Here is a 24414-nt window from a genome sequence, read left to right as displayed (position 1 = left end):
CAGGAGTGGTACGGCACCGTGCGCAGCCAGGGCCGCGAGATCACCTACGGCGTCATCGAACGCTTCGGCCACCGCGACGGCAAGGTCACCGACTGGAGCTTGACGTTCGACACGCTGCCGCTCATCGCCGACGCCGGCAAGATCGACCGGCTGTACGGCCTGCTGCGTCCCGCCTCCTGACCCGGCGGCACCGTCCCGGCGGCACCGTCCCGGCGGCACGGTGCGTCGTCGGCTGCTCAGCGTGGTGGCGCAGGCTCGGGGAAGCACTTCTCTGTCTCGGCCGATGCCCGGCGCCGGGCAAGGAGGAACAGCAGCCACGCCACCCCGCTGAGCACGCCGCAGACGAGCAGGGCCGCGCGGTAGCCGAGGGCGTGGGAGAGGGCGCCGGCGGCGATGCCCGACACGAGGGAGCCCGCCGTCGCGGCGTTCGCGAACAGTGTGGTGGCCCGGCCCGGGGCCGCCGGCAGCAGGTCCTGCATGTGGCTGATGCCCAGCGCGCCCACGACGGCGATGGCGACGCCCCGGGCGATGTGGACGAGCACCAGCGCCACGATCCCGGTGAACGCCGTCACCAGCGCGAAGTACACGACCATGAGCCCCATGCCGGCCAGGATCACCCGGCTCCTGTCCCAGCGGCGGGGCAGCAGCAGCAGCGCGAGCGCCGCGGGGATCTCCGCCACCGCGCCGACGCTGAACATCAGTCCCACCGAGCCGGCCGAGCCGTGCAGGACCTGCGTGACGTACAGCGGCAGGGCCACCGCCCCCGAGAACATCGCGACGTGGAACAGGGTGAAGCCGGCGATCGACAGTGCCACGGTCTGCGAGGTGAGCGGCCGGTCGGGGGCGGTCTCGACGGGCGCGGACACCTGCGGCGGGCGGGCGTCGAGGCCGAGCAGGGCCACGACCACCAGGCAGAACCCGCAGGCGGTGCCCATCAGCAGCCAGGAGTAGCCGGGCCCGGCCACGAGCGCACTCCCCGCCAGCGGGCCGATCGCCCAGGCGAGCGACCACGCCGAGCGCAGGACGGGCGTGCCGCCCGTCCTGACCGCCGCCCCGTCCGTGTGGCTCTTGGCGAGCGCGAAGAGTTGCGGGAACACCGCGCTGCCGGCGCCGAGCAAGGCCACGCCGATGAGGAGCACCAGCGGGTACGACGGGGTCGCCAGGAGCGACAGGTATCCCGTCCCCGCCAGCGAGGCGGCCAGCACCGCCGGCCACCGGCCGGGACGCTGATCGTAGCGACGGCCGAGCCAGAGGCTGGCGGCCATGCCGCTGACCGCTGTGAGGGAGATGAAGACGCCGATCTCGAGTACGGACAACCGCAGCCGCTCGGTGCCGAACAGAACGAGGTAGGGCCCGATCATGGACTCGGTGATGCCGAGCAGCGTGACGGCGATCAGCAGAGTGACGAGCCGGCGCCGCGATCCGGAGGCAGGAGTTGACCCCATCCGCCTCGCACTGCCCCGCTGCCCCACTCGTACACGCAGGCGCTTATGACGGTTTTGCAACACCAAGTCCGCTACCTGGGCACCCCGGCCTGGCGCCGGCTCGCTGATCGTGTCCGGGGCCGTCGTTCGGATGGTGATCGACGGCCCCGGACAGGGATGGGTACGCCGGCGGCGACGCGCCGTCAGGCAGCGGACAGGAGCAGATGCAGGGCGAAGAAGGTGATCAGGGCGCCGGAGACCAGGGCGGTGATGAGCCGCCCGCGGCTGCCGGTCATGACCCGGCCCAGCAGTGCCCCGCCACCGGCCAGGAGCAGTTGCCAGCTGGCCGAGGCCGCGAAGGCGGCCAGGACGAACACGGCCTGCTCCAGGACGTGCGGGGTCGCCGTGGTCTGGATGCCGAGCACCAGCGCCGCGAAGTAGATCACGGTGAGCGGATTGAGCATCGTGATGCCCAGCAGCGCCCAATAGGCGCGTCCCGGGCTGAGCGACATGGCTCCCGCGCTCGCGGGCCGGTGGCGCCGGCGATACTGACGGATCGCCGTCGCCGTGCCCCGCAGGGCCATGATGATCAGGACCAGCGCGGCTCCCCATCGCAGAGGAACCACGACCGGCTGGATGAAGGGGGTCAGTGCGGTGCCGCCGAGTACGGCGATCAAGGCGTACAGGCCGTCGGCTGTCGCCACTCCGAGCGCGGCGAAGGCGCCGGTCCTCAACGACGTCCGAGCGGTGAGGGCCACCAGGTATGTCGCGACCGCGCCCACCGGGATGGCGATGCCATAGCCGGCCAGGAGCCCCGCGACCAGGGCGGCGATCATGCCCGGACGAGCATCGACCTCCATGGTCGGCGGATCTGCTGTCGCGCCGCCACCGGACGATCGGCGGTGACGGGCGGCAGGAAGGGAAGGTTCTCGATCATGGCGGAGATTATGAGGACGAATCGGATGGTCGCGCAACCCGTTTCCGGACGACCCGTCGCGGCGCTCAGACGCTGCCCGGGAGGTTTCACCGAGGTGTTTCCGTCCACGACGGGTCGTCCTGAGCCGTCATGAGGCGTGGTCAGAGCGCGTGGCCGCCCGCGACCTGGAGGACCTGGCCGGTGATCCAGCGCGCCTGGTACGAGGCCAGATACACCACCGCGTCGGCGATGTCCGCCGGCTCGCCGACCCTGCCCATCGGCACGATCGCCGTCGCCCGGGCGACCAGCTCCGCGTCCATCCAGCCGGTCTGGACGGGGCCCGGGGCGACGGCGTTCACGCGTATGCCCCGAGGCGCCAGGTCCAGGGCCATGGAGCGGGTGAGCGCTTCGAGCGCGGCCTTCGACGTCCCATAGCCGGTCTGGCCGGGGAACGCCCGCGCGGCGTCGGTGGTGATGTTGACCACGCACCGCGGGGCGTCGCCCTGGCGCAGGCGTGCCACCTCGGACGTCAGCAGCGCCGGCGCGATGGCGTTGACCCGGTAGTGGCGTTCCAGCGAGCCGTGGGTGAGCGTGTCGACGCCGTCCGGCAGCTCGCAGTGCGCGGCGTTGTTGACCAGGACGTTGATCGACCCGGCCCGCGCGGCGACGGCTTCCGCGAGCCGGGAGGCGGCGCCGGGTTCGGACAGGTCGGCGCTGATGGCGAAGGAGCCGTTGCCGAGTTCGGCGGCGAGCTTGCCGGCCTCGTCGGCCGACGGGGTGATGTGGGCCCATTCGGCGTCCGCGGCGGCGGGAAGGTCCTGGGCGAGATAGTGGATCGCCACGCGTGCGCCCTGGACGGCGAACGCGCGGCTGATCGCCGCCCCGATGTTCCCGGCTCCTCCGGTGACCAGGACGTTCTGCCCGGCAAGGCGAGTATCGATCATCGTGTCTCCTCGATGGTGTTCCTCGGTGGTGCGATCGGGCCGGCTGACGCCGGATCCGGGGTGGCCCGCGCGCACGGCCGGAAGCCGGAGCGGGCGAGAGGGAGCGAGGAGCGATGAACACGAGAGACCTGATCTGCCGGAACGCTTACCCCACGGGGCCGGAGGGCCTCCGACGCGGGGCCGGAACAAGATCAGGAACGCATGCGGTCATTGTACATAACCGATCACGATCGAGCAGATCGAGCGCCCCGGGGCAGGCCGCCGGACCTGGGCTTGGCGGCGAACCGCGGGCCGTCTCTGGCCGGTCACGCCCGGTGGCTGCTGTACGGAGTTGTACGGACTTCTCGCCGGGGCGTGCCCCGCCGCGCCGTGCCGGGACATCGTTCGGGCATGGCCGCCGCGATGGCGGCCTCGCCGTACCGTTACCAGGAAGGGACGAACATGTCAGTCGTTTTCCGCCGGCCGCTGTCATTGGCGGCGGCCGTGCTGTCCGGCGTCTGCCTGCTCCTGCTCGGCCAGCCGCAGGCGACGGCCTCCGCCTCGGCCGGCGCCACGCAGTACGGCGCGGGGCGGGCCGCAGCGGCGACCCAGCCCTACTACTTCCAGAGCACCGCGACCAGCCAGCGCAAGTGCGTGGGGCTGGCCGACGCGGGGAGCACCGCCAACGGGACGGAGCTGGTCCTGTGGGACTGCCACCTCAACCCCGACCAGTGGTGGTACTTCGGCAACCCGCTGTACTCGCTCATGAGCTACGCCTCCGGCTACCCGTCGGGCAAGTGCGTGGGGCTGGCCAACGCCGGGAGCACCGCCAACGGCACCCGGCTGGTCCTGTGGGACTGTCATCTCAACCCCGACCAGCAGTGGGTGGTGCGAGGGCTGAGCGACGGAAGTTTCGCCCTGGTCAACCGTCCGTCCAACAAGTGCGTGGGGCTCGCGGACAGGGGGAGCACCGCCAACGGCACGCGCCTGGTGCTGTGGGACTGCCACCTCAACCTTGACCAGCGGTGGCACGCCTGGTCCTAGGCCCTGCGCGACGACGTGACGAGTGGCGGACCGGCCCGGGCATCGCCTCGCCGGCCGCCCTCGTCCATGTCCCGGCGTTCCGGCGCCCGCGCGCTGCGGCCGATGCGGCGAATGGCCGCACCGGGGACGGCGAGCGCGGTCGTCACCACGTCAGGGCTCATGCCGGGGCGGCCTGGTCGACCTCGGGCACCCAGTAACGCGGGTCGGCCGGATCGGGCAGGCGCGCGGGCCGCAGCTGGGCGAGCAGCGAGCGCAGGAGCGGGCGCGGGCTGCGCCGGTGCCAGACCACCGACCACGGCATGAGCGGGGTCGGCTCGACGATCGGGATCCGGCGCAGCCCGCTCCCGGCGGCGTCGATGCTCAGCTCTCCCAGCCCCACCGCGCTCTTCTCGGCCAGGAACTGCTCCACCAGGTGCCCTACGCCGATCGCGGGCGCGTTGAAGCGCAGCGGCGCACCGAGCCGGGCGGCGAGGCGCTCCAGGTAGCCGCGCCACTCCGCGGCGCCCGCGGGGTCCGGCATGGCGATGCCGCCCGCCCGCAGGTCCACCGGCCGCAGCTCGCTCCTTCCCGCGAGCGCGTGGTCCTCCGGGACGAACGCGGCCAGCGGCTCCAGGCGGACGAGCCGGTGCGCCAGCTCCGGCGGCCACGGCCCGGGCAGGTCGTGCACCCTGCCGAAGGCGGCGTCGATCTCCTGCCTGCGCAGCGCGGGCAGCGCGACCGCCAGCCCCTGCCGCATGCTGAGCTCCACCCGGATCCGGGGATCGCGCTCGCTGGCCTCGCGCACCAGGCGCAGCGGCGTGAACCGCTCGTCGTAGACGTCCACCCGGACCGGGTCGTCGGCCGCGCGGACCGTCTCGACGGCTCGGTCGAAGGCCGCCACCGCCTCGGCCGCCGCGGGCAGGAAGCGCCGCCCGGACGCCGTCAGCCGGATGGACCGGGTGGTCCGCTCGAACAGCGCGGCGCCCAGCGCGTCCTCCAGCCTGCGGATGCGCTTCGACAGCGCCTGCTGGCTGACGAACAGCCGCGCTCCCGCCCTGCCGAAGTGCAGCTCCTCGGCGGTCACCACGAAAGCGCGCATGCCCGATATGTCCGCGTCCACGCCAGGAGGATGGACTGACAACGAACGGTTGTCAATCCGGCGCGGATCGCTGTTGGACGCCGGCGGCTCCGACCGGGTTACCTGGTCGTCGCGAAAAGAAGGAAGGCGGAACAGTGGAGATCGTGGCAATCCGTCCGGAGCTGACCCTGCTGCGGCTCGCGTTCGGGCAGGCGTACCTGTGGAACGACGCGGGCGCGCTCACGCTGATCGACACGGGCATCGCCACCAGCGGTGACGAGATCGCCGCGGCGATCGGCCGGCTCGGCCTGCGTACGGACGCCGTACGCCGGGTCGTGCTCACCCACTACCACGAGGACCACTGCGGCGGCGCGGCGGCGGTCGCGGCGTGGGGCGAGGCAGAGGTGCTGGCCCACCGGGCGGAGGCGCCGGTGATCAGGGGTGACGTGCCGGCGCCGCCGCCGAACTTCACCGACGAGGAACGGGCGCTGCACCGCAGCCTCGGCGCCCACCTGCTGCCGCCCGCCCCGCCGTGCCGGGTGGACCGGGAGCTGGAGGACGGCGACCTGATCGCCTTCGGCGGCGGCGCCCACGTGATCGCCACCCCCGGGCACACCGCCGGCAGCATCGCCGTGCACCTGCCCCGGGCGGGCGTGCTGTTCACCGGCGACACCGTGGCGCACGTCAACGGGCAGGTCATGCCGGGGGTGTTCAACATGGACCGGCAGGAGCTGCTGCGCTCGTTCCGCAGGCTCGCCGACCTCGACGCGGAGATCGCGTGCGTGGGGCACGGCGACCCCGTCCCGGACGCGCGGGCGGCGCTGCGGAAGGCGGCGGCCCTGTCAGCGCCGTAGCGCGTGCGCGGCCGGGCGACGGCCGCCGATCGCCGAACCGAAGGAGACATCATGATCACCGTCGGAGTGGACGGCTCGCGGGCCGGGCTGGGGGCGGCCGGCTGGGCGGCGGGGGAGGCGGCCCTGCGGGACGTACCGTCAAGCCCGCGCGGATCATGGCGAGCGGACGGGTCCAGGGACGTCATCGTGGAGTTCTTCGACGGAGGCCACGAAGCCGGGATCGACCTGCGCTGCCACTGACCGCGCGCCCCGGCCGGCCTGACGGACACGCTTGAGGGAGAACCTTCGGACAGCCCTGTGGGGACCTCCCGAAACCAACACGGAGGACGTCCCGGTGGTGGCCGACCGGCCGGTGTCGCCAGAGTGATCACCATGACGACAATCAAACGGCGGCTCAGACGCGGCGGGACCAGAGGGGTGGTCATCGGTGTGACGGTGGCGGCGCTGGCGGGAATGACCCCGGGGGCCTTCGCCGCCCGGGACGCGCGGCCGGCCTGGCGGGACTGCGCCGGCCAGGGCATGCCGGCGGGCATGCGGTGCGCTGCGATCGAGGTCCCGGTGGACTGGGCCAAGCCGGACGGGCCGAAGGTCGAGCTGGACCTGGCCCGGTTGCCCGCCACCGAGCCCGCGCGCCGGATCGGCAGCGTGCTGGGGGTTCCCGGTGGTCCCGGGGCCGACGGGATCGAGGACCTGAAGCGCGCCGCGGCCGACCTCACCGAGCTGCGGCGCAGGTTCGACCTCATCGCCTACACGCCGCGCACCGCCGTGTGGCGTGATCAGGTGCCCTCATCCTGCATGCGACCTGGAACGTCACTGTTCGAGCCACAGGGCCGCAAGCAGTACGAGGCATTGGCCGCGGCGATGACCAAGGCCTTCAAGGCCTGCCAGAGCGCGGACAAGACCGGTCTGTTCGCCCACATGGACTCCTTGTCGGTGGCCAGGGACATGGACGCGGTTCGCGAGGCTCTGGGCGAGGAACGGCTGAGCTTCATGGCCAACTCCTACGGAGGGGTGTCCGCCGCCGCCTATGCCCGGCTGTTCCCGCAGCGCATCCGGGCCATGTACCTCGACGGGACGATCAACCAGGTCGCCGGCTGGCCCGACCAGACGCTGCGGAGCCTGCCCGTGCTGGAACGGGTCTTCACCCGATTCACCACCTGGTGCGCGGACACTCCCGCCTGCGCGTTGCACGGGCAGGACGCCGGGGCGGTCTGGCGCAAGCTCGTTCGAGACGCCGATCGCAGGCCGATCCCGGTCACGTCGTCCAAGTTCGGCAAGGGCAAGCTGACCGGATGGCATCTGAGGAGCTTCGGCTTCATCGGCGACCCCGGACCGGACGACTCGCGGTGGCTGGCCTTCGCCGAGGCGGTCGACAAGGCCCGACGCGGGGACGGATCCGGTTTCGCTGACTTCGCCCTCGGCAACGCGCAGTTCTGGGCCGCGCCCGGAGTGCTGGCGATGACCTGCGCGGATGACCGTGGCTACAGCAGCCACGCCCAGCTGCAGAAGTTCCGCCGTCAGGCGCAGAAGATCTCGCCGAACTTTGGGGGAGCCTCATTCGACGCGCTCGGATGCACCGGTTGGCCGCTGCAGGTCGCCAACCCGTCCCGACCACTTAAGACTCGCGGCCTGCCGCCGTTCCTGGGCGCCGGCAGCACGTGGGGCGACTACGCGTGGACCGAGAGCTTCACCGGGATGATCCCGGGATCGGTGACCGTCGCCTACGACGGGCCCGGCCACGTCATGTACCTCTTGGGCAAGAAGTGCCCCATCCAGCACGCCACCACGTACCTGATCGGCCTGAGGCTGCCCGAGCCGGGCACCACCTGTCCTGCCGAATGACCGCGCCTGAGCGATGTCACGACGACCGCGCCTGAGCGATGTCACGCCCCCGTCGCCGGCGCGGCGGGCGGCCCGCCTCCGGGGCGACCGCCCCGGAGCGGCGTCCGGCTCACCTGGGCTTTCCGCGGGCGGCTGAGACGGGCGAGAAGAACAAGACTGGTATCCGCGGAATCCGTCGTGCACGGTGGTCGGCGTCCCCCCACCACCTGCCGACAGGAGTTCCAGCATGTCCGGAACGGTGCCGCTGCATCTCGCGGGCAACAACGCGCCGGTCGCCGAGGAGGTGACCCTGCGGCCGTCCAAGGTCGTCGGTGAGATCCCGGCCGAGCTGCACGGGCAGTTCTTCCGCAACGGGCCCAACCCGCGTACCGGCTGGTCGCCGCACTCCTTCGCGGGCGACGGCATGATCCACACCATCGCGCTCGACGGCGGCGTGGCCCGCTGGTACCGCAACCGGTACGTGCGCACGCCGCTGTACGAGCACCCCGGCCGCTCCCGCCTGGCCCTGGCCCTGGACCGGGAGAGCGGCCGCATCGACTACCGGGTCACCACGGCCAACACCCACCTGATCGCGCACGCGGGCCGGCTGTTCGCCCTGGAGGAGGGCGGCTTCCCGTACGAGGTGACACCGGAGCTGGCCACCATCGGGCCGCACACCTTCGACGGGGCGCTGCGGACCCCGATGACCGCGCACCCGAAGACCTGCCCGATCACGGGCGAGCTGCTGTTCTTCGGCTACCAGCTGCGCCCGCCGTACCTGACCTGCTACCGCGTCTCGCCGGCCGGCGAGGTGCTGCAGACGCGGGTCGTGGACGTGCCGCGCGCGACGATGACCCACGACTTCGCCATCACTCGCGACCACATGATCCTGATGGATCTGCCGGTCGTCTTCGACGCCGCCGGGGCGGCGGCGGGCGGGCCGCCGTGGCGCTGGGACGACGCGCACGGCGCCCGGTTCGGCGTGCTGGCGCGCACGGCCGGCGACGACGCGCCCGTACGCTGGTTCGACGTCGCCCCGTGCTACGTGTGGCACACCATGAACGCCTTCGAGGACCGCCGGGCCGGCACGATCACCGTCACCGGCACCCGCGTCCCCACGCTGTGGCGCGGCGGCCCCGGCGACCTGGAGGGCGGGCTCCCGGCCGTGCACCGCTGGACGCTGCACCTGAGGTCGGGCGCGGTCACGGAGGAGGCGCTCGACGACGCGCCCAGCGAGTATCCCCGGGTGGCCGACGCGGTGCTCGGGCTCCCGCACCGTTACGGCTACACGACGAGTTTCTCGCTCGACGCCGAGCCCGCGCGATCGGAGATCTACGCCTACGACCTCACCGGCGGCCAACGGGCGGTGCACCGCCTGCCTCCCGGTCACACCTGCGGTGAGGCCGTCTTCGTGCCCCGGGCCGGCAAGGGTGAGAACGAGGGGTACCTGATGACGTTCGCCCACGACCGCGGCGCCGGCACGAGCTATCTGGCCATCCTGGACGCCGCCGACCTGGCCGCGCCCCCGCTCGCCGAGGTGCACGTCCCGGTGCGCATCCCGGCGGGCTTCCACGGCAACTGGATCCCCACCGCGCCGGCCGCCACCTGATCTCCGGTGGACCCACCGAAGGGGTGGAGAATGCACTGATCGGCATGCGAAAAAGGGGGAAATTGTGGAACTGTACGGGTGGCTGGCGGAGATCCCTGGTGAGCAACCGTATCCGCTGGCGTTCGCGACGGTGAGCGGGGCGCACCTGTACGGATTCCCGTCGGTGGACTCGGACGTGGACCTGCGCGGGATGCACGTGCTGCCGGTCGAGGAGGTCGCGGGGCTGCGGCACGGCCCCGAGACGCTGTCGCGGATGTGGACGCGCCACGGCGTGGAGGTGGACCTCGTCACCCACGACGCCGCCAAGTTCTGCCGGTTGCTGCTCGGCCGCAACGGCTACGTGCTGGAGCAGGTGCTGTCGCCCCTGGTGGTGGCGTCCTCGCCGGCGCACGAGGAACTGGTCGCGCTGGCGCCCGGCTGCCTGACGCGGCATCACGCCCACCACTACCTGGGGTTCGCCCGTACGCAGTGGCGGTTGTTCCAGAAGACCGGGGAGCTGAAGCCGCTGCTCTACACCTTCCGGGTGCTGGCCACGGGCACGCATCTCATGCGGACGGGGGAGTTGCAGGCCGACCTGACGCGGCTGTACGCGTACGGGCCCGCGTACCTGCCCGAACTCGTCGCCGCGAAGCAGGCCGCCGAGCACGGCCTCCTGCCCGGCGGCCTCGCCCCGGCTGAGGGATTCGAGGCGGACGTGGAACGGATGACGCGGACCCTGGAGGAGGCCCGCGACGCCTCGGCCCTGCCTGAGCGGGCCACCGTCGAGGCGGCGCTGCACGACCTGGTGCTGCGCGCCCGCTCGGGTGGCTGAGCGGGCGCACGTGAGCTCGGCTTCGATTCAGGTCGCGGGCTTCCCGGCGTAGGCGCCGAGGCAGTCCGCGCAGGAGGGCCGCAGTACTGGGGTGCGTCTTGTGGATCTTTGACAGCGACTCTTGCGTAGATCGGCGCGATGGGAGGCCGCCCGTCATGACACCGGCCGATGCCGGGTGAGATCAGCCGGCGTTCTGGCCATCCACCGTCAGCGAGGTGGTCGAGGCGAGGATCGTGCTCAGCACGCCCGGGAAGCGGTCCTCCAGATCGTCACGACGCAAGGTCATGTAGCGAGCTTTACCCTCCGCACGCGTCCGCGTGATGCCCGCTTCCCGCAGGATGCGCCAGTGGTTGGAGAGCGTGGAGCGCGGCACCTCCACATGCGCCGGGCTGCACGGCACTTCGCCGCCGGCTGCCATCAGACGCACCAATTCCAGGCGGATCGGATCGCCGAGCGCGTGCAGCACGGCGGCCAGGTCCAGGTTCGCCGTCTTCGGCTGAGGTTGCGATCGCATCCCGACTCTCCTGCTCGGCGCCGTCGGCACCGGGTTGGCGCTCCAGAACGGATCCAGTATAAGGTCGTTTCGACAATTCGGGAAAAGCGAAATGATCAAGAGGTTCCCCTGATGGCGGTCCGCGCTACCTACGCCCGCGTTTACGTCGACGATCTGGACACCGCACTGCCCACCTTTGCCGCCCTGACCGGCACCCAGCCGGAACTGCGCTTCACCTACCGGGACGTCGAACTGGCGAGCATCGGCGGCTGTCTCCTGGTCGCGGGCACCCCGAAGGCGCTGGCCCCCTACCGCAATGTGCAGGCCACCGCCATCGTCGACAGCCTCGACGACGTCTTCGCGATCGTCGCTCAGGAAGGCGGCGAGACGCTCGACGGCCCCAACGAGGTCCCCACCGGACGCAACCTGACGATTCGCCATCCGGGTGGCGCGGTCATCGAGTATGTCGAGTTCGATGCCGGCAAGGTCCAGGAACGGTCAGTGCGGTGAGCTGCACACACCCCACGGGCTGGTCTCCTGGTCCTTCTCGATCGGGATGACCGCCTTGATGCCGCGCCGGCGTGGGGAGACGCGGTTGCCCCGGGAGGAGCAGGCCTTGTCGGCCAGCACCCGCGCGGGCCGCTGCCGCGGGCGACCCGGACCACGGTGGAGTGATCCGAAGGGTCCCCCGAAGCGGCAGGTGGGCGATGGCACTGACGGCTCCAACCGCTCCCACTCATCATCTGTCAGATCGTGACGCTTCAGGCGATCACCCACAGGGATGATCTGCATCGTGCCGTCTCCAAGATCTACAGGACGTGCCCTAGTCGCGCCGGTGGTCGCCGCCCGCGCCGTCGATGAGCTCGCGCAGGATGTCCATGTGGCCGGCGTGCCGGGCGGTCTCCTCGATCATGTGGATGAGCACCCAGCGCAGCGTCATCCTCTCGCCGCGCTCGTTGGTGCCGAGGTCCTCGAGGCCGAACTTCTCGCTGACCTCGTCCGAGGACGCGCGGGCGCGGGCGTAGAAGGCGAGAACCCCGGCCGTGGTCTCGCCGGGGTCGACGCGCAGGTCGGCGTCCTCGTCCTCGTCATCGAACGGGAGCTCCTCGTGCTCCTGCCCGAACGTGTCGGCGAACCACCAGTACTCGACGGCCGCCAGATGCTTGACCAGGCCCAGGAGGTTCGTCCCTGACGCGGTCATGGGGCGCCGCAGCGCCTCGTCGTCCAGGCCCTCGATCTTCCACAACACCGCGTCGCGATGCCGGTCCAGGCTGGCCTGGAGGCTTTCCTTCTCACCACCGGTGAACGGAACTGTTCTCATGCCCGGAACGTAGCAGGCTCTTCCGGCGGGGCTGCCGCCAAGCGCCTCTGGACGGACTCGGCCGGCGAGCGCAAGACGATCGACATCGCCCGCCAGAACCCCTCCTGGGCCTCCACCGGCGGCGACATGATCTCCACCACCCGCGACGTGCCCACGTTCATCTCCGCACTGCTGGGGCCCCGCTGATCGCGCCGTGGGCCGTTCTTGGGGTGCTGGATCGAAACTGGCGTGATCACGTCCGGCGCTATCGGCACAGGCTTCGTTCGGCGGTGGTGGTGAGTGTCGTCGCGGTCTGGTCGAGGGACAGGTTGCGGCCGGTGTGCAGCAGGTCGAAGCTGTCGAAGCCGGTCAGCAGCCAGAGCAGGTCGGTGGCCTGGTCGAGGGTGACGTCGGGGCGCAGCGCCCCCTGATCGTTCAGGTGCCGGGCCAGCTCGGCCATGCCGGTGGCGCGGCCTTGCTCCATCCGCTGCACCGCGCCGCCCACCGCGGCGGCGTCCAGCAGTGCCATCGACGCGAGCACGCGCAGCACGTCGCGGTGGGCGGCGTACATCTCGACGAGGGCGTGGATCGTGCCGCGCAGTGCCTCGCGGGCGTCGGGATGGGCCGACGCCTGGAGCATGCGGTCGAAGCCGCCGCGCTGCAGCAGGTCCGCGCCGACCGCGTCGAAGAGCCCGGCGCGTGAGCCGAAGACGAGGTAGACGGTGGGGCGGGCGACGCGGGCCATGCGGGCGATGCGGTCGATGCTGACCGGCTCCGAGGGCGCTTCGCGCAGCCGCTGGTAGACCGCGTCGAGGATGCGGCGCCGGGTCTCCTGTGCCGCCTCCGCGCGCAGGCGCTGTTCGTACTTCCGGGTGGCCATGGGCCTCATCCTAGCATTGAGTTGACAGCGCGTATTTTGAAATACATGCTGTCGTTCGAAATTGCGGCGGTGGCCGCCGTACGGCGGTGACAGCCGACCCCGACAGCCAAAGTGAGGAGCCCGCCATGCACGTGATGATCCGCTGGAAGATCAAGCCCGAACAGGTGGAGCGTGAACGGGAGCTGCTGCGCGCCGTCTACGCGGACATGCACGCGGTCCGGCCGGAGGGCCTGCGCTACGCCACCTTCCAGCTCGACGACGGGGTGACCTTCGTGGACGTGGCCGAGATGGCCGACGGGCCCGGGGTGTTGCGGCAGGTGGAGGCATTCCAGCACTACCGGGCCACGCTGGACGAGCGGTGCGACGAGCCGCCTGCCGTCACCGTGCTGCACGAAGTGGGCGCCTACCGCTTCCCCTGACCCCACCCGATCAACGATCCGAGGCCCGAGCCGTACACACACACCCGATTCCGGAAGGCAATCCGTCATGCGATCCACGATCCAGCCGCCCATCACCGGCCAGACCGCACCCGCAAGCAGGCCGAAAGTGGCGATCATCGTCGGCAGCACCCGCCCGGGCCGCAAGGCCGAGGCCGTCGCCACGTGGGTGCACACCCTCGCCGCCCACCGCGACGACGCGACCTTCGAGGTCGTGGACATCGCCGACTACGCGCTGCCCCATCTGGACGAGCCCGTCCCGCCGCGCGCCGGCCACTACAGCCACCCTCACACCCACGCCTGGGCACAGAAGATCGGCTCCTACGACGCGTACGTCTTCGTGACCCCCGAATACAACGCCTCCGTCCCCGGGGCGCTGAAGAACGCCATCGACTTCCTGTACGCCGAGTGGAACGGCAAGGCCGCGGGCTTCGTCGGCTACGGCATCCAGGGCGGCATCCGCGCCGTCGAGCATCTGCGGCAGATCCTCGGCGACCTGGAAGTCGCCCCCATGCCCACAACGGTCGCCCTGACCCTCGCCGACGACTTCCAGGACCATGTCCACTTCACGCCGGGCGCCGTGCCGGCCGAGAACGTCGCCCTCATGCTGGACGAACTCGTCGCGCGAACCGCGCGGTCGCGGGCGGCGGGGCGCGTGGGCGCGGACCTGGTCGGTCACGAGTGAGCCGGCGACCCGGGTCATCCCCGACCCCTGGGTGACGGTCTCTTCCTGGAAGTCACTCGTCCCGTACCGCTGATCGTGCCGGACCGCCGTGCCCCGGGTGATGTCACGTGGTACGGAGGGTGCTGAGCAGGCCGTGGGCGGCGTCGTCACGCCGGTGGACGAGGCCGCCCGCGCCGCCCTGCCAGCGTGGCGGCCATCACCGACGAGGCCGGCGTCGAGACGTTCGAGCTGCCCGGCTACGGGTGAGCGGCGGGGTCGGCGGTCAGGCGGGGAAGGGGGTGGGGGAGGGGGCAGGCAGGGCGTCGTCCGACGGCCGCAGGCCGGCCAGCAGCAGGGCCAGGTAGCGGCGGGGGTCCTGGTGAGCGGGATCGGCGGGGTGGGCGGTGGCCAGCGCCATGACGATGATCGCGGCCAGGTCCCGTACGGCGAGGTCGCCCCGCACCTGACCGGACTGCTGGGCCCGGGCCAGCACGGCGCCGAGCGGCCCCATGAACCGCGCCGCGATGTCGACGGTGAACGCGCCCGCCTGCCGGGCGGCCTTCAGCAGCCCGTGGTGGGCGGCCAGGGTGTCGACCGCCGCCGTCAGCGCCCGGCGCAGCGCCTGCCCGGGGTCGGCGGCGTCGCGGGCGGCCACCACCAGCGGCTCCACCTCCTCGGCGAAGTACGTCTCGAAGGCGGCCTTGATCACGCCGTCGCGGTCGCCGAAGCGCCGGTAGAGGGTGGCGCTGCCGATGCCCGCCCGCCGGGCGATCTCCTCCAGGGAGGCGTCGGGGCCGCGCTCGCGCAGGATCGCGATCGCCGCCCGGACGATCCGGCCGGCGTTGCGCAGCGCGTCGGCTCGCTGTCGCTGCTCGTGCACAGGCGAACGCTAGCAGCCGGGCCGAACAGGCCGTTCACCACGCGACTTCGAAGGCGGACCGGCCGTTCACCACGCGACCTCGAAGGCGGACAGGCCGTAGACGACGTTGAAGGAGCGGAAGCGCGGGGCGGTGCCGGTCTCGCGCAGCCCGGGGAAGCGCGCGAACAGCGCCGGGAAGGCGATCCGCATCTCCATCCTGGCCAGCGGCGCGCCCAGGCAGTGGTGCACGCCGTGGCCGAAGGCGACGTGGCCGAGGTCGCCGCGGGTGATGTCGAGCCGGTCCGGGTCGGCCAGGAACGCGGGGTCGCGGTTGGCCGCCGGCAGCGCGCACATCACCAGCTCGCCGGCCGGGATGCGCACGCCGGACAGCTCGACGTCGGTGGTGGTGAGCTTGCTCGTGCCGGAGTGCACGATGCTGAGCCAGCGCAGCAGCTCCTCGACGGCGGCGCCGATCCGCTCGGGCTCCTTTCTGAGCAGGTCGAGCTGGTCGGGGTGACGCAACAGCGCCAGGGTGCCGAGGCCGAGCATGTTGGAGGTGGTCTCGTGGCCCGCCAGCAGCAGCAGCCCGGCGATGCCCACCAGCTCGTCGGCGGACAGGTCGGCGCCGTGCTCGCGTACCAGCATGCCGAGCATGTCCTCGCCCGGGTCGGCCTGGGCGCGGGCGACGAGCCCGGCCATGTAGGCGCGCTGCTCCAGGCTCGCGGCCTGCCGCTCCTCGACCGGCAGCGAGATGTCCAGCAGCGCGCCGGTACGCCGCTGGAACTCGCCGCGATCGCCGTACGGGACGCCGAGCAGCTCGCAGATGACCAGGGAGGGGATCGGCAGGGCGAAGGCGGACACCAGGTCGGCCGGCGCTCCGGCGTGCTCCATCGCGTCCAGGTGCGCGTCGACGATCTCGTGGATGCGTGGCTCCAGGCGGCGCATCCGCCGCATGGTGAACTCGGGCGTCAGGATGCGGCGCAGCCGGGTGTGCTCGGGCGGGTCGAAGGCGAGCAGGTTGCCCGCCCGCATCCTGCGCAGCTCCTCCTCGTCGTACTGGCGGCCGACCGGCTGGAAGCGCATGGTGTGGGCGTTGCTGAAGCGGGTGGCGTCGCCGAGCACCTCTCGCACGTCGGCGTGGCGGCTGACGAGCCAGGCGTCCACGCCGAACGGCGTGTGCACCCGGCGGACGCCCTCGCCGTCGCGCAGCTTCGCCAGCTCGGGGTCGGGGTCGAAGCCGTCGCGCCGCATGTGCAGGGGCAACGTCACGGACTCACTCATGATCATCTCCCGGAAGGGCGGCCTCACGGACTTGACTGACCACTTGTCATCAAAACGAGAGTAACCCATCACTTCCCGGAGCTCACCCGGCACCGGGACGGGCGCGTCGCGGCAGCCGTTCGACGACCAGGTCGTAGGAGTCCTCGACCGCGCCGGTGACGAGGCGCTCGGTGATCCCGGGTCCCGGCCCGATCGAGATCCAGTGACGTTTGTCGAGGTAGCGGCCCGGTGTGATCGAGTCGTAGCCGTGCACACAGGCGCGGGCGAGTTCGGGGTCGTGCTTGACCGTGATGATCTGCTCGTCCGGGTCGTCGGTGACGATCAGGAACACCTTGCCCGCGACCTTGTACACGTCGAGCTGGGGGGTGAAGGGGCGTCCGTTGCTCACGCCGGGCAGCGCGCGGGCCGTCCGGCGGGCGGTCTCCTGGAGCCGGTCGCCGGCCGCGCTCACCGTGCCGCCCGCGCGCCGCCGCCGTAGGTGTGCGGGTCGGCGGGCTGATCGGCCGAGGGCTGATCGGCCGAAGGCAGGCCGGCGGCGACGAGCTCCCAGTTGTCGCCGAAGGAATGATCGAGCAGGGCTACGGGAAGTTCCGGCGCACGGTCGGCGGCGGTCTTGTGCAGGGCCGGTCCGTTCATGAACGTCTCCTTCCTCGATGGTGGCGGGCCGGGCGCCGAGCGACGCGAGCAGCGCGGTCGCGGCGGCACCCCCATCCTTTCCGGAAAGCGGCACGTCAGACAGCAGGCGCGGACACGTGATGGCCCCGGGCGTGGCCGCCCACCTCGGTTTCACCGATCCCGCGAGCTTCGGCCGCTGCTTCCGCGACCGCACCGGCATCACCCCGGCCGCCTTCGCGGCCCGCGCCCTGACGACCCGATCCGTGGGCCGGGCGCGGCGCGATGGTTCCCCACGCCCTTGTGCCCAGGCTCAGGGCGGCAGGTCGGTCGCCGGTCGCCGTGAGCCGGTGACGTACCCGAGGGGCGACCAGCTCGGCGCGCGTCGTTGTCGGAGGAGTTCGATGGTCGCCGCATCACGGGCCAGACCTGCGCGACGATCGCCGGCCTGCTCGGCCACGCCGACGCCCTCGACGCCGCGGCGGCCAGTCGCTCGCGGGAGCCGCCTGGATGTGGGTGACCTTGTAGGGTCGGTGAGGGTGCGTCAAGGCGAAAGGGAAGAACCGGCGTGAATATGGACGTCGTCGGTCAGGCGGCAGGGCTGTTCGCCGTCACGAACATCGACGACATCGTGATCTTGGCGTTGTTCTTCGCCCGGGGTGCCGGGCACCGGGGTGCGGCGGCGCGGGTGGTGGCCGGCCAATACCTCGGGTTCCTGGGCATTCTGGCGGTGGCCGCTGCCGCGGCCTTCGGGGCCACCCTTCTGCCCGAGCCGGTGCTGCCCTATCTGGGCCTGCTGCCGCTGGTCCTGGGGCTCAAGGCCGCATGGCAGGCGTGGAAGAACCACCGCGATGATGCCGAGGGGGAGCAGGCGGGGGAACGCGCCGGAGGGCCGGGGGCGCTGCAGGTCGCCGCGGTCACCTTCGCCAACGGCGGTGACAACATCGGGGTGTACGTGCCGGTGTTCGCCACGGCCGGTGTCGGCCCGATGAGCGTCTACATCATCGTGTTCCTGGCTCTGGTCGCCGTGTGGTGTGCCGCTGGGCGGTTCTTCGCCACCCGGCCGGTCGTCGCCCGGGCGCTGAGCCGGTGGGGTCACGCGCTGCTGCCGATCGTGTTGATCGGCATCGGCGTGGTCATTCTCATCGAGGGCGGCGCCTTCGGCCTGTAGGGGGGCCGAAATCCCGTACCAGGGCGGTGCCGTAGTTCCGGCAGGCGGCCGAGACCGGCGGCGGAATCGGATCGGATGTCCGCGCCGCCAGGCTGTGAGGATCATTGAGAACGGACTACTGACGTGCCCTGACGCACTGCCGAGCCTGCCCGACTCGGCAGAGGACGCCTGACCAGCCCGTCACCGATGATCCAGCGGTACATTGCGTCGTGGTTTCGACCCGGGCGCCGGGCCGTCACGGGCGCGCGTCCCGGACGATCACTCCATGTTGCCGTAACGCTGAACTCCGTCCCCGTCACCCCGGCCCTGGCCGGCCTTCCCACTCCGCAGCCCGAGGCCGGGGAGGTGCTGGTGAAGGTGGCCGGCTCCTCGGTCAACGGCTTCGACCTGCCGGTCGCCGCCGGCCACGTGCAGCAGATGATGGAGCACCGCTTCCCGCTGGTGGTGGGCAAGGACTTCGCCGGCACCGTCGGGGCCCTCGGCGAGGGCGTGGAGAGCTTCACGGTCGGGCAGCCGTGCAGCTGGCCGCAGCTCTCGGCGTCCGGGTGATCGCCACCGCCCGGCCCGGCGCCGAAGCCGGCTTCGTCACCGGCCTCGCCGACGCGAAGGCCGAGCTGGTTGGCTACAGCGGCGACCTGCCGGCCCAGGTCCGCGCGCTCGCCCCGGAAGGGGTGGACGCCGTGCTGCACCTCGCGGGCGGCGTACAGCGAGGAGACCGCGCCGCGTTCTGGCGGCTTGAGGAACAGGCCCGCCAGTGGCCGCAACGGCCCCAGCTCGATGATGCCGGTGGCGGTGGAGCCCGGGCGGGTGGCCACGCTGATCAGGTCCGCCCCGGCCCGTTCCGCGCGCCGCTGCAGCTCGAAGGTGAAGAGCAGGTTGGCCAGTTTCGAGCGGACGCGCCACCAGGCAAGCCGCGAGATCAACGCCGTTTCGGGGCCCATGACACGTCTCCTGCCGGCACCCCATCCAGGGGTTTGGCGTGCACGGTGGCGGCCTCGTGCGCCGGCCTGCCAGGCCACGGAGGCGGACACCGCCGTCATCGACCGCCTGGTCGACGTCACGTGGGCACTGCGATCCCGGGACCCGTACCTGCGCTCCGAACTACTTCTTTCCGGGCGCCAGTTCGCGCTGATCGCCTGACGCGCCACCCGGCCGTGCCGGGTGGCGCAGGGGTCGGCGGGATTCTCGCACCTCGCCGACCGCAGGGCCTGGCCGAGCTGGACGGGGACGAATCCATAGCAGGAGTGACAAAGGTGCCCGCGCCGAAGATCCCCTGGCGGGGCGAGGGCGACCTTGGTGCCGTTACGGGGCGGGCCGGCCGTCCATGGCGGGCCGGCCATCCATGGCGGGCCGCCCATCCATGGCGGGCTGGGGCCGACGGTGCCCAGCAGTTCCCCCTCGTTTCGGTTCGGTGACGGCGGAGGTTCGCCCTGGTGATGTCCCTGCCGTTCCGGCGGCATCCTTTGAATCTCTCTCTGATGAGCAGGCCGCCCGCCATGGCCGGTTCCCCCGGGAGCCGTCGCCTGGCGAGCCGGAGTGGTTCTTCCGGTTGGACCAGGCCGCGCGGGAGCAGGTGGGTGCGCCACGGTCCCGGTGACGACAGCGGCGTCCGGGAACCGCGTGATCCCGTCCCGCCTCTCCGGGCGCTGAGCGCCGAGCAGGAGCCCGGCAGCCGATGGATCGGCGGGGAGGTGTCACGCCGCGTTCACCCTCTCGCCGCCGCGAAGCGGTCTGCGATGTGGTCGATGACCACGTTGACCGCGCGGCGGTACGGGGTGGCGTCTTGGTTCACCTGCGACAGGAGCATGCCGCCTTGGATCGCGGCCAGCAGCGCGACCGCAAGCGCCGAAACGTCCTCGTCGGCTCCGAGGTCGCCGCGCTCGCGCATGCGAGCGAGCCCGGATTCGATCGCCGCCTGCCACGCGGCGAATCCCGTCGCCAGGCCGAGACGGGCTGAGGGGTCGATGTCCGACAGCTCGCTGGCGAGCGAGCCGATCTCGCACCCTCCGGCGCAGTGCACCGCGTCCAGGCGGACGGCGGCGCGTTCGCACCATTCACGCAATGCGTCGATGCTGTCGAGGTGGTCGAGCAGGGGCCGCTGCTGTTCGAGCTTCACGGTGCTCTGATACTCGATCACCGCCGCCGTGAGGCCCTTCTTGTCGCCGAAGTAGTGGTAGATCTGCGAGGCGCTCACCTGAGCCCGGCGTTGCACGTCGGGAATGCTCGTGCCGGCGACGCCCTGCTTGAACATCAGCTCGGCGGCGGCGTGCAGGATGCGGTCTCGCGTGCGACGGCCACCCTCGGTGCTCGCCGCCTTGGCCCGGGTCTCGACACTGCGCCGATCCGCAGCGCATCGCCCTGTTCGGGGAGAGCGCAGGAGGCAACCTCGCCGCCGTCACCGCACAGGAGGCGAAGCGACGCGGCGGGCCGGCCGTCACTTTTCAGGCTCTCGCCTATCCCGCAACCGACCGTTTCGACGACAGCACATCGATGTACGACAACGCCGCCGGCCCCCTGCTGACGCGCCCTTGGCTCGAGTGGTTCTGGGGCGCCTACCTGAACACCCCCGACGAGGGCGCCGACCCTCGCGTCTCCCCGCTGCGCGCACCGGACCTCGCCGGGCTTCCGGCCGCGTTCATCGTCACCGCCGAGCTCGACCCACTACGCGACCAGGGCATCCGGTACGCGGACGCCCTCCGCGCGGCGGGGGTGCCGGTGACGCACCGGCCGGTCGGGGGAGTGCCCCACGCGTTCCTGTCCTTCACCCGCGACGTCCAGGTCTCGCGCGACGTGCTGAACGAGATCGGCGACGCCATCGGCGCAGCCTTCGCGTGATGGCGGGCCACCCTGTGACGCGCGTCGGTGCACCAGGAACCTCGGAGAGAGCCCCCGGTCCCTCGCAGTTCCAGGGGGCCGGGGGCTCGCTTCGTGCGGATCGTGTACGTGAATCCGCGCCGGCTTGCTGACGTACGGCCGGGGCCCCGTGCCGAGGGCCGGGCCGTGCCGGCGGGTGACCGCCGGCACGGCCGTGTTCCGGGTGCGCCAGTACCCGTGCGGCTCGCGGAAGCGCCCGCCACCGTTGTCGGGGGAGGCGGGCGCCGGGCTCGCTCAGGGGTTGTCGTAGCCGATCCAGGTGATGTACCAGCCGTACTGCTGGGCGGTGGCGGGCGTCAGCGGGCTGCCGTCCTTCCACTTGACGTAGACGCGGAACCTGGTGGCGGTGGGGCTGTAGACGGCGCTGGGGCCGACCAGGTTCCACTGGCTGCCGCCGGGGCCGGAGATGGAGGTGACGTAGTGCGGGCGGCCGGAGAAGCGGGCGGAGCTCGTATCGACGTCGATGAAGATGCCATTGGCTCCGTAGGCTTGCCAGCCCTGTCCGGAAGCGGTCTGTCCGGCGGCGATGCGGGCAGTCGGCATGAGAGGTTCCTTTCGCCGAGCTCGTGCTGTCACCAGAAGTGTTCAATTGATTACCGTGCGCGTCTATAGGTCTTCCCCTGTCCCTTCCGCCACATGTGACCTCCTGGAGGGCCCGTAATGAGCACGTATCAGAAAGTGACAGCGCCGGTGAGCACGACGTCGTCGGTGGGTCGGCGGGGGTCAGGCGCTCGCGGAAGCGTCGCGGGCGCGCGTCGCGATGGATCTCCCAGGAGCGCGATGGATCTCCTAGGAGAACGTGGTGACCTCGGCCATCAGGGTGTCGGATCTGCCTCAGGCGGGCTGGCCGACCGGGCGGATGGTCAGGGTGTTGAGGTCGACGCCGGCCGGCTGGCCGAGGGCGAAGCAGATGGCCTCGGCGACGGGTTCGGGGGACAGGGCGAAGGGCGGCACGCCGCCGTGCCAGAAGGCGGTGTCGGTCATGCCGGGGTTGACGAGGGTGACGCCGACGCCGCGGCCGGTGGCATGCATTCGCAGGTTCTCGGCCATGCCGGTGACGGCCCACTTGGTGGCGGAGTAGAGGTTGGCGGGGCTGTTCTTCAGGCCGGCGACGCTGCCGATGAGCCCCAGCCGTCCGCCCGCGGCCTCCAGGTGGGGCAGGGCGGCGTTGGCCAGCAGGGCGGGGCCGAGGACGTTGGTCAGGACCATGGGCGCCCACAGTTGCGGGTCGCCGTCGGCGATGGTGCGCGGGTGGTCGGCGGGGAGGAAGCCGGCGTTGGCCACCGCGGCGTGCAGGGCGCCGAAGCGTGCCACGGTGCGGGTCACGGCGGCTTGGGTGGCCGGCCAGTCGGCGGCGTCGGCGATGATGCCGAGCAGCCGGTCGGGGTGGCCGGTCTCGTCGAGGAAGGACTTGAGCTTGCTCTCGTCGCGGCCGGTGACGGCCACGCGGTGGCCGCGGCCGAGGAGCAACCGTGCGGTGTGGGCGTCGATGCCGCTGGTCGCGCCGGTGATCAGTACGGTCTTGCCGGTCATGGTCATACTCCGGGTGCTGGAGGTCCAGTTGGTGCCGCGCAGGAGGGCTTCGACGGCGATGGGCGGGCCGATCACCACGACGAGAGCCGGCCGGACAGGGGCCATCTCCATGTCGCGTTCTCCCCGCTGATCCCAGGAAACCCGCCTGGCCGGGCGCGAGGCAGAGCGCGTTCATCGGGGGGACAAGCTCAACCCCCTTACCGTCGGCGCCTGCGCGAACCCTGCGGTTACCGTGGAAGGCATGGACGACCGGCCCGACCACCGCGCCCGGATCCGGGATTTCCTCGCCACCCGGCGAGCGAAGCTGACCCCGGAGCAGGTCGGGCTGCCGGCCGGCGGCCGGCGGCGGGTCCCCGGGCTGCGCCGCGAGGAGGTGGCGGTGCTGGCCGGGGTGAGCACCGAGTGGTACACGCGGCTGGAGAAGGGCCACATCGGCGGCGTGTCGCAGGAGGTGCTCGACGCGGTGGCCCAGGCCCTGCGCCTGGACCAGGACGAGCGCACCTACCTGTTCGACCTGGCCCTCGCGGCCCGCCGCGCGCCCGCGCGCCGCAAGGACGTCCAGGTCCCGCCGCGCGTCCAGTGGCTGCTGGACTCCATGACGATGTCGGCGGCGTTCGTACGCAACGGCCGCGCCGACATCGTCGCCTGCAACGCGCCGGCCCGGGCCCTGCTCGCGCCGGTCTTCGACAGCCCCGCCGCCACGCGGCACGGCCGCGCCAACCTCGCCCGTTACGTCTTCCTCGATCCGGGCGCGCAGCGGTTCTTCGCCGACTGGGACGAGGCCGCCGCCGTCAGCGCCGCGCTGCTGCGCGCCGAGGCCGGACGCGAGCCCCACGACCGGGCCCTGCACGACCTCATCGGGGAGCTGTCCACCCTCAGCACCGCGTTCCGCGGCCGGTGGGCCGCCCACGACGTCCGCATCCGCCACGCCGGCACCAAGCGGCTGTGGCACCCCCAGGCCGGCGACATGGAGCTGACCTACCAGTCCCTCGACCTGCCCGTCTCCAGCCGGACGGTCTACGGCCTCACCATCTACACCGCCGAGCCGGGCGGCACCTCCGAAGACCGGCTCAAGCTCCTGACCAGCCTGGCAGCCACCCCGCCGGCCCACCCCACCAGCCGGCCGCGCTGAAGCGCACCGACCTGCCCGTCGGTGCCCGCAGTGACCTGCTCGGCCAAGTCTGGCAATATCCGCAGGGTGGAAGATCCCATCGCTCGGACCACCGCCACGTACGACCGCATCGCCCCGGTCTTCGCCTCCCGCTCGGAGAACCCCGGCGCCGCGTTCCGCGACTTTCGAGCGCGTTTCGCCGCCGCGCTGCCCGCCGGAGGGCGCGTCGCCGACCTGGGATGCGGCCCGGGAAGGGACGCGGCCTGGTTCCGGGAGCAAGGGCTCTCCCCGGTGGGGGTGGACCGCTCGGCCGCCATGGTCGCGCTGGCCGCCGGCCGGGGCGTTCCCGTGGTTCTGGGCGATCTGCGCCATCCCCCGCTGGCCCCCGGCTCGCTGGCAGGGTTGTGGTCGGCCGCGGCCCTCCTGCACGTACCGGCCGCCGAGACCGTCCCCACGCTGCGCGCCTGGCACGCGGCCCTGCGCCCCGGGGGCGTGCTCGGGCTGAGCACTTCGGCCGGCGACGGCGAGGTCTGGGAGCCGGTCCCGTACGACGAAGGGCTGCTGCGCTGGTTCGTGCACCGCGAGCCGCGCGCGCTGCTCGCCGCCCTCGTCGAGACCGGCTTCGAGGTCCGCGAGCACGCCGAGAGCGCCACCCACCGCACGTGGCTCAGCGTGCTCGCGATCCGCCGCGAGGTTTGAACCACCCGCGTGCGGGTCGCGCGTGGGAGGTTGACCGCGGG

At 72.0% G+C, this 24414-nt stretch carries 28 protein-coding genes and 1 pseudogene; 14 read left to right on the top strand and 15 right to left on the bottom strand.

The genetic code is table 11. The annotated features are described in order from the left end of the window. Positions 1–180 (top strand): hypothetical protein (locus IO39_RS56155; RefSeq protein WP_043629155.1); only part of this gene is annotated, 180 nt, incomplete at its 5' end. A 56-nt stretch (positions 181–236) separates the two neighbouring features. Here IO39_RS56155 and IO39_RS28525 read toward each other — a convergent pair. The 3 genes from IO39_RS28525 to IO39_RS28515 all read right to left on the bottom strand — a co-directional run bounded on the left by IO39_RS28525 (position 237) and on the right by IO39_RS28515 (position 3284). Then, positions 237–1445: a sugar efflux transporter gene (locus IO39_RS28525; RefSeq protein ID WP_043629153.1), complete on the bottom strand. Its 1209-nt coding sequence runs from the start codon at positions 1443–1445 to the stop codon at positions 237–239. A gap of 182 nt (positions 1446–1627) precedes the next feature. Continuing rightward, the gene (locus tag IO39_RS28520; RefSeq protein WP_043629151.1) at positions 1628–2284 is read right to left on the bottom strand and encodes a LysE family transporter; all 657 of its coding nucleotides are present in this window, start codon (positions 2282–2284) and stop codon (positions 1628–1630) included. 217 nt (positions 2285–2501) lie between these two features. Then, entirely contained in the window at positions 2502–3284 is a 783-nt protein-coding gene (locus IO39_RS28515; RefSeq protein ID WP_043629149.1) for an SDR family NAD(P)-dependent oxidoreductase, read from the bottom strand. Between the two features lie 441 nt (positions 3285–3725). On the opposite strand from IO39_RS28515, the gene IO39_RS28510 reads away from it, so the two are divergent. Beyond that, positions 3726–4307 (top strand): RICIN domain-containing protein, encoded by a 582-nt coding sequence (locus tag IO39_RS28510; protein ID WP_169789133.1) that lies wholly within the window; start codon positions 3726–3728, stop codon positions 4305–4307. Positions 4308–4464: 157 nt separating this feature from the next. Here IO39_RS28510 and IO39_RS28505 read toward each other — a convergent pair whose 3' ends face one another. Beyond that, positions 4465–5406: a LysR family transcriptional regulator gene (locus IO39_RS28505; RefSeq protein ID WP_043629143.1), complete on the bottom strand. Its 942-nt coding sequence runs from the start codon at positions 5404–5406 to the stop codon at positions 4465–4467. A 122-nt stretch (positions 5407–5528) separates the two neighbouring features. Here IO39_RS28505 and IO39_RS28500 point away from each other — a divergent pair, with 122 nt between their 5' ends. The 5 genes from IO39_RS28500 (at position 5529) to IO39_RS28480 (ending at position 10459) form a co-directional block, all read left to right on the top strand. Further along, positions 5529–6218, top strand: a complete 690-nt coding sequence (locus IO39_RS28500; protein ID WP_245642300.1) for an MBL fold metallo-hydrolase — start codon at positions 5529–5531, stop codon at positions 6216–6218. 51 nt (positions 6219–6269) lie between these two features. Then, positions 6270–6458 carry a hypothetical protein gene (locus tag IO39_RS58040; RefSeq protein WP_043629140.1) on the top strand — a complete coding sequence of 63 codons (189 nt, stop codon included), beginning with the start codon at positions 6270–6272 and terminating at the stop codon, positions 6456–6458. Between the two features lie 132 nt (positions 6459–6590). After that, entirely contained in the window at positions 6591–8060 is a 1470-nt protein-coding gene (locus IO39_RS28490; protein WP_084773639.1) for an alpha/beta fold hydrolase, read from the top strand. Between the two features lie 226 nt (positions 8061–8286). Continuing rightward, the gene (locus tag IO39_RS28485; RefSeq protein WP_043629136.1) at positions 8287–9648 is read left to right on the top strand and encodes a carotenoid oxygenase family protein; all 1362 of its coding nucleotides are present in this window, start codon (positions 8287–8289) and stop codon (positions 9646–9648) included. A gap of 64 nt (positions 9649–9712) precedes the next feature. Then, entirely contained in the window at positions 9713–10459 is a 747-nt protein-coding gene (locus IO39_RS28480) for a nucleotidyltransferase domain-containing protein (protein WP_245642298.1), read from the top strand. Between the two features lie 181 nt (positions 10460–10640). On the opposite strand, the gene IO39_RS28475 is transcribed toward IO39_RS28480, so the two are convergent. Next, positions 10641–10973 carry an ArsR/SmtB family transcription factor gene (locus IO39_RS28475; RefSeq protein ID WP_043629131.1) on the bottom strand — a complete coding sequence of 111 codons (333 nt, stop codon included), beginning with the start codon at positions 10971–10973 and terminating at the stop codon, positions 10641–10643. A 111-nt stretch (positions 10974–11084) separates the two neighbouring features. Here IO39_RS28475 and IO39_RS28470 point away from each other — a divergent pair, with 111 nt between their 5' ends. Next, on the top strand, positions 11085–11462 hold the full coding sequence (locus tag IO39_RS28470) for a VOC family protein (RefSeq protein ID WP_043629127.1): 378 nt from the start codon (positions 11085–11087) through the stop codon (positions 11460–11462). A gap of 313 nt (positions 11463–11775) precedes the next feature. On the opposite strand, the gene IO39_RS28460 is transcribed toward IO39_RS28470, so the two are convergent. Next, a complete protein-coding gene (locus IO39_RS28460) occupies positions 11776–12273 on the bottom strand; it encodes a DinB family protein (protein ID WP_043629125.1) in 498 nt (165 codons plus the stop codon). Positions 12274–12517: 244 nt separating this feature from the next. Continuing rightward, the gene (locus IO39_RS28450; RefSeq protein WP_043629120.1) at positions 12518–13132 is read right to left on the bottom strand and encodes a TetR/AcrR family transcriptional regulator; all 615 of its coding nucleotides are present in this window, start codon (positions 13130–13132) and stop codon (positions 12518–12520) included. A 125-nt stretch (positions 13133–13257) separates the two neighbouring features. Here IO39_RS28450 and IO39_RS28445 point away from each other — a divergent pair, with 125 nt between their 5' ends. After that, complete coding sequence (locus tag IO39_RS28445) at positions 13258–13551, top strand: hypothetical protein (RefSeq protein ID WP_043629117.1); 294 nt, start codon at positions 13258–13260, stop codon at positions 13549–13551. Positions 13552–13618: 67 nt separating this feature from the next. Then, positions 13619–14254 carry an NADPH-dependent FMN reductase gene (locus IO39_RS28440; protein WP_052423483.1) on the top strand — a complete coding sequence of 212 codons (636 nt, stop codon included), beginning with the start codon at positions 13619–13621 and terminating at the stop codon, positions 14252–14254. A gap of 262 nt (positions 14255–14516) precedes the next feature. On the opposite strand, the gene IO39_RS28435 is transcribed toward IO39_RS28440, so the two are convergent. The 4 genes from IO39_RS28435 to IO39_RS28420 all read right to left on the bottom strand — a co-directional run bounded on the left by IO39_RS28435 (position 14517) and on the right by IO39_RS28420 (position 17009). After that, a complete protein-coding gene (locus IO39_RS28435) occupies positions 14517–15113 on the bottom strand; it encodes a TetR/AcrR family transcriptional regulator (RefSeq protein WP_043629114.1) in 597 nt (198 codons plus the stop codon). A gap of 66 nt (positions 15114–15179) precedes the next feature. Then, a complete protein-coding gene (locus IO39_RS28430; protein ID WP_043629301.1) occupies positions 15180–16373 on the bottom strand; it encodes a cytochrome P450 in 1194 nt (397 codons plus the stop codon). A gap of 82 nt (positions 16374–16455) precedes the next feature. Next, positions 16456–16824, bottom strand: coding sequence for an MmcQ/YjbR family DNA-binding protein (locus IO39_RS28425; RefSeq protein WP_043629111.1), 369 nt, complete (start codon positions 16822–16824; stop codon positions 16456–16458). Beyond that, complete coding sequence (locus IO39_RS28420; protein WP_043629109.1) at positions 16821–17009, bottom strand: hypothetical protein; 189 nt, start codon at positions 17007–17009, stop codon at positions 16821–16823. Before IO39_RS28420 ends, IO39_RS28425 begins: the two co-directional genes overlap by 4 nt. A gap of 550 nt (positions 17010–17559) precedes the next feature. Here IO39_RS28420 and IO39_RS28415 point away from each other — a divergent pair. Then, positions 17560–18156 carry a cadmium resistance transporter gene (locus tag IO39_RS28415; RefSeq protein WP_245642296.1) on the top strand — a complete coding sequence of 199 codons (597 nt, stop codon included), beginning with the start codon at positions 17560–17562 and terminating at the stop codon, positions 18154–18156. Positions 18157–18257: 101 nt separating this feature from the next. On the opposite strand, the gene IO39_RS59910 is transcribed toward IO39_RS28415, so the two are convergent. Both IO39_RS59910 and IO39_RS28405 read right to left on the bottom strand, forming a co-directional pair. Next, complete coding sequence (locus tag IO39_RS59910) at positions 18258–19097, bottom strand: SDR family NAD(P)-dependent oxidoreductase (protein WP_245642294.1); 840 nt, start codon at positions 19095–19097, stop codon at positions 18258–18260. Between the two features lie 764 nt (positions 19098–19861). Beyond that, positions 19862–20428 carry a TetR/AcrR family transcriptional regulator gene (locus IO39_RS28405; RefSeq protein WP_281200169.1) on the bottom strand — a complete coding sequence of 189 codons (567 nt, stop codon included), beginning with the start codon at positions 20426–20428 and terminating at the stop codon, positions 19862–19864. A gap of 77 nt (positions 20429–20505) precedes the next feature. Here IO39_RS28405 and IO39_RS28400 point away from each other — a divergent pair. Beyond that, positions 20506–20991 (top strand): annotated as a pseudogene (locus tag IO39_RS28400) (alpha/beta hydrolase); the annotation flags it as partial. 273 nt (positions 20992–21264) lie between these two features. On the opposite strand, the gene IO39_RS28395 reads toward IO39_RS28400, so the two are convergent. Together IO39_RS28395 and IO39_RS28390 are read right to left on the bottom strand one after the other, a co-directional pair. After that, positions 21265–21573: a hypothetical protein gene (locus IO39_RS28395; RefSeq protein WP_043629100.1), complete on the bottom strand. Its 309-nt coding sequence runs from the start codon at positions 21571–21573 to the stop codon at positions 21265–21267. Between the two features lie 291 nt (positions 21574–21864). Beyond that, positions 21865–22674 carry an SDR family oxidoreductase gene (locus tag IO39_RS28390; RefSeq protein ID WP_245642291.1) on the bottom strand — a complete coding sequence of 270 codons (810 nt, stop codon included), beginning with the start codon at positions 22672–22674 and terminating at the stop codon, positions 21865–21867. A gap of 130 nt (positions 22675–22804) precedes the next feature. Between IO39_RS28390 and IO39_RS28385 the strand changes: the two genes are divergently transcribed. Together IO39_RS28385 and IO39_RS51060 are read left to right on the top strand one after the other, a co-directional pair. Beyond that, positions 22805–23695, top strand: a complete 891-nt coding sequence (locus tag IO39_RS28385; RefSeq protein WP_043629099.1) for a helix-turn-helix transcriptional regulator — start codon at positions 22805–22807, stop codon at positions 23693–23695. 66 nt (positions 23696–23761) lie between these two features. Further along, entirely contained in the window at positions 23762–24373 is a 612-nt protein-coding gene (locus IO39_RS51060) for a class I SAM-dependent methyltransferase (protein ID WP_052423478.1), read from the top strand. Positions 24374–24414: the final 41 nt, after the last annotated feature.

Origin of the sequence: Nonomuraea candida, assembly GCF_000725485.1 — a bacterium.
In the GTDB taxonomy this organism is placed as follows: domain Bacteria; phylum Actinomycetota; class Actinomycetes; order Streptosporangiales; family Streptosporangiaceae; genus Nonomuraea; species Nonomuraea candida.
The sequence above is the reverse complement of the archived record's forward strand: the minus strand, read 5'-3'. Positions and strand labels throughout refer to the sequence as shown.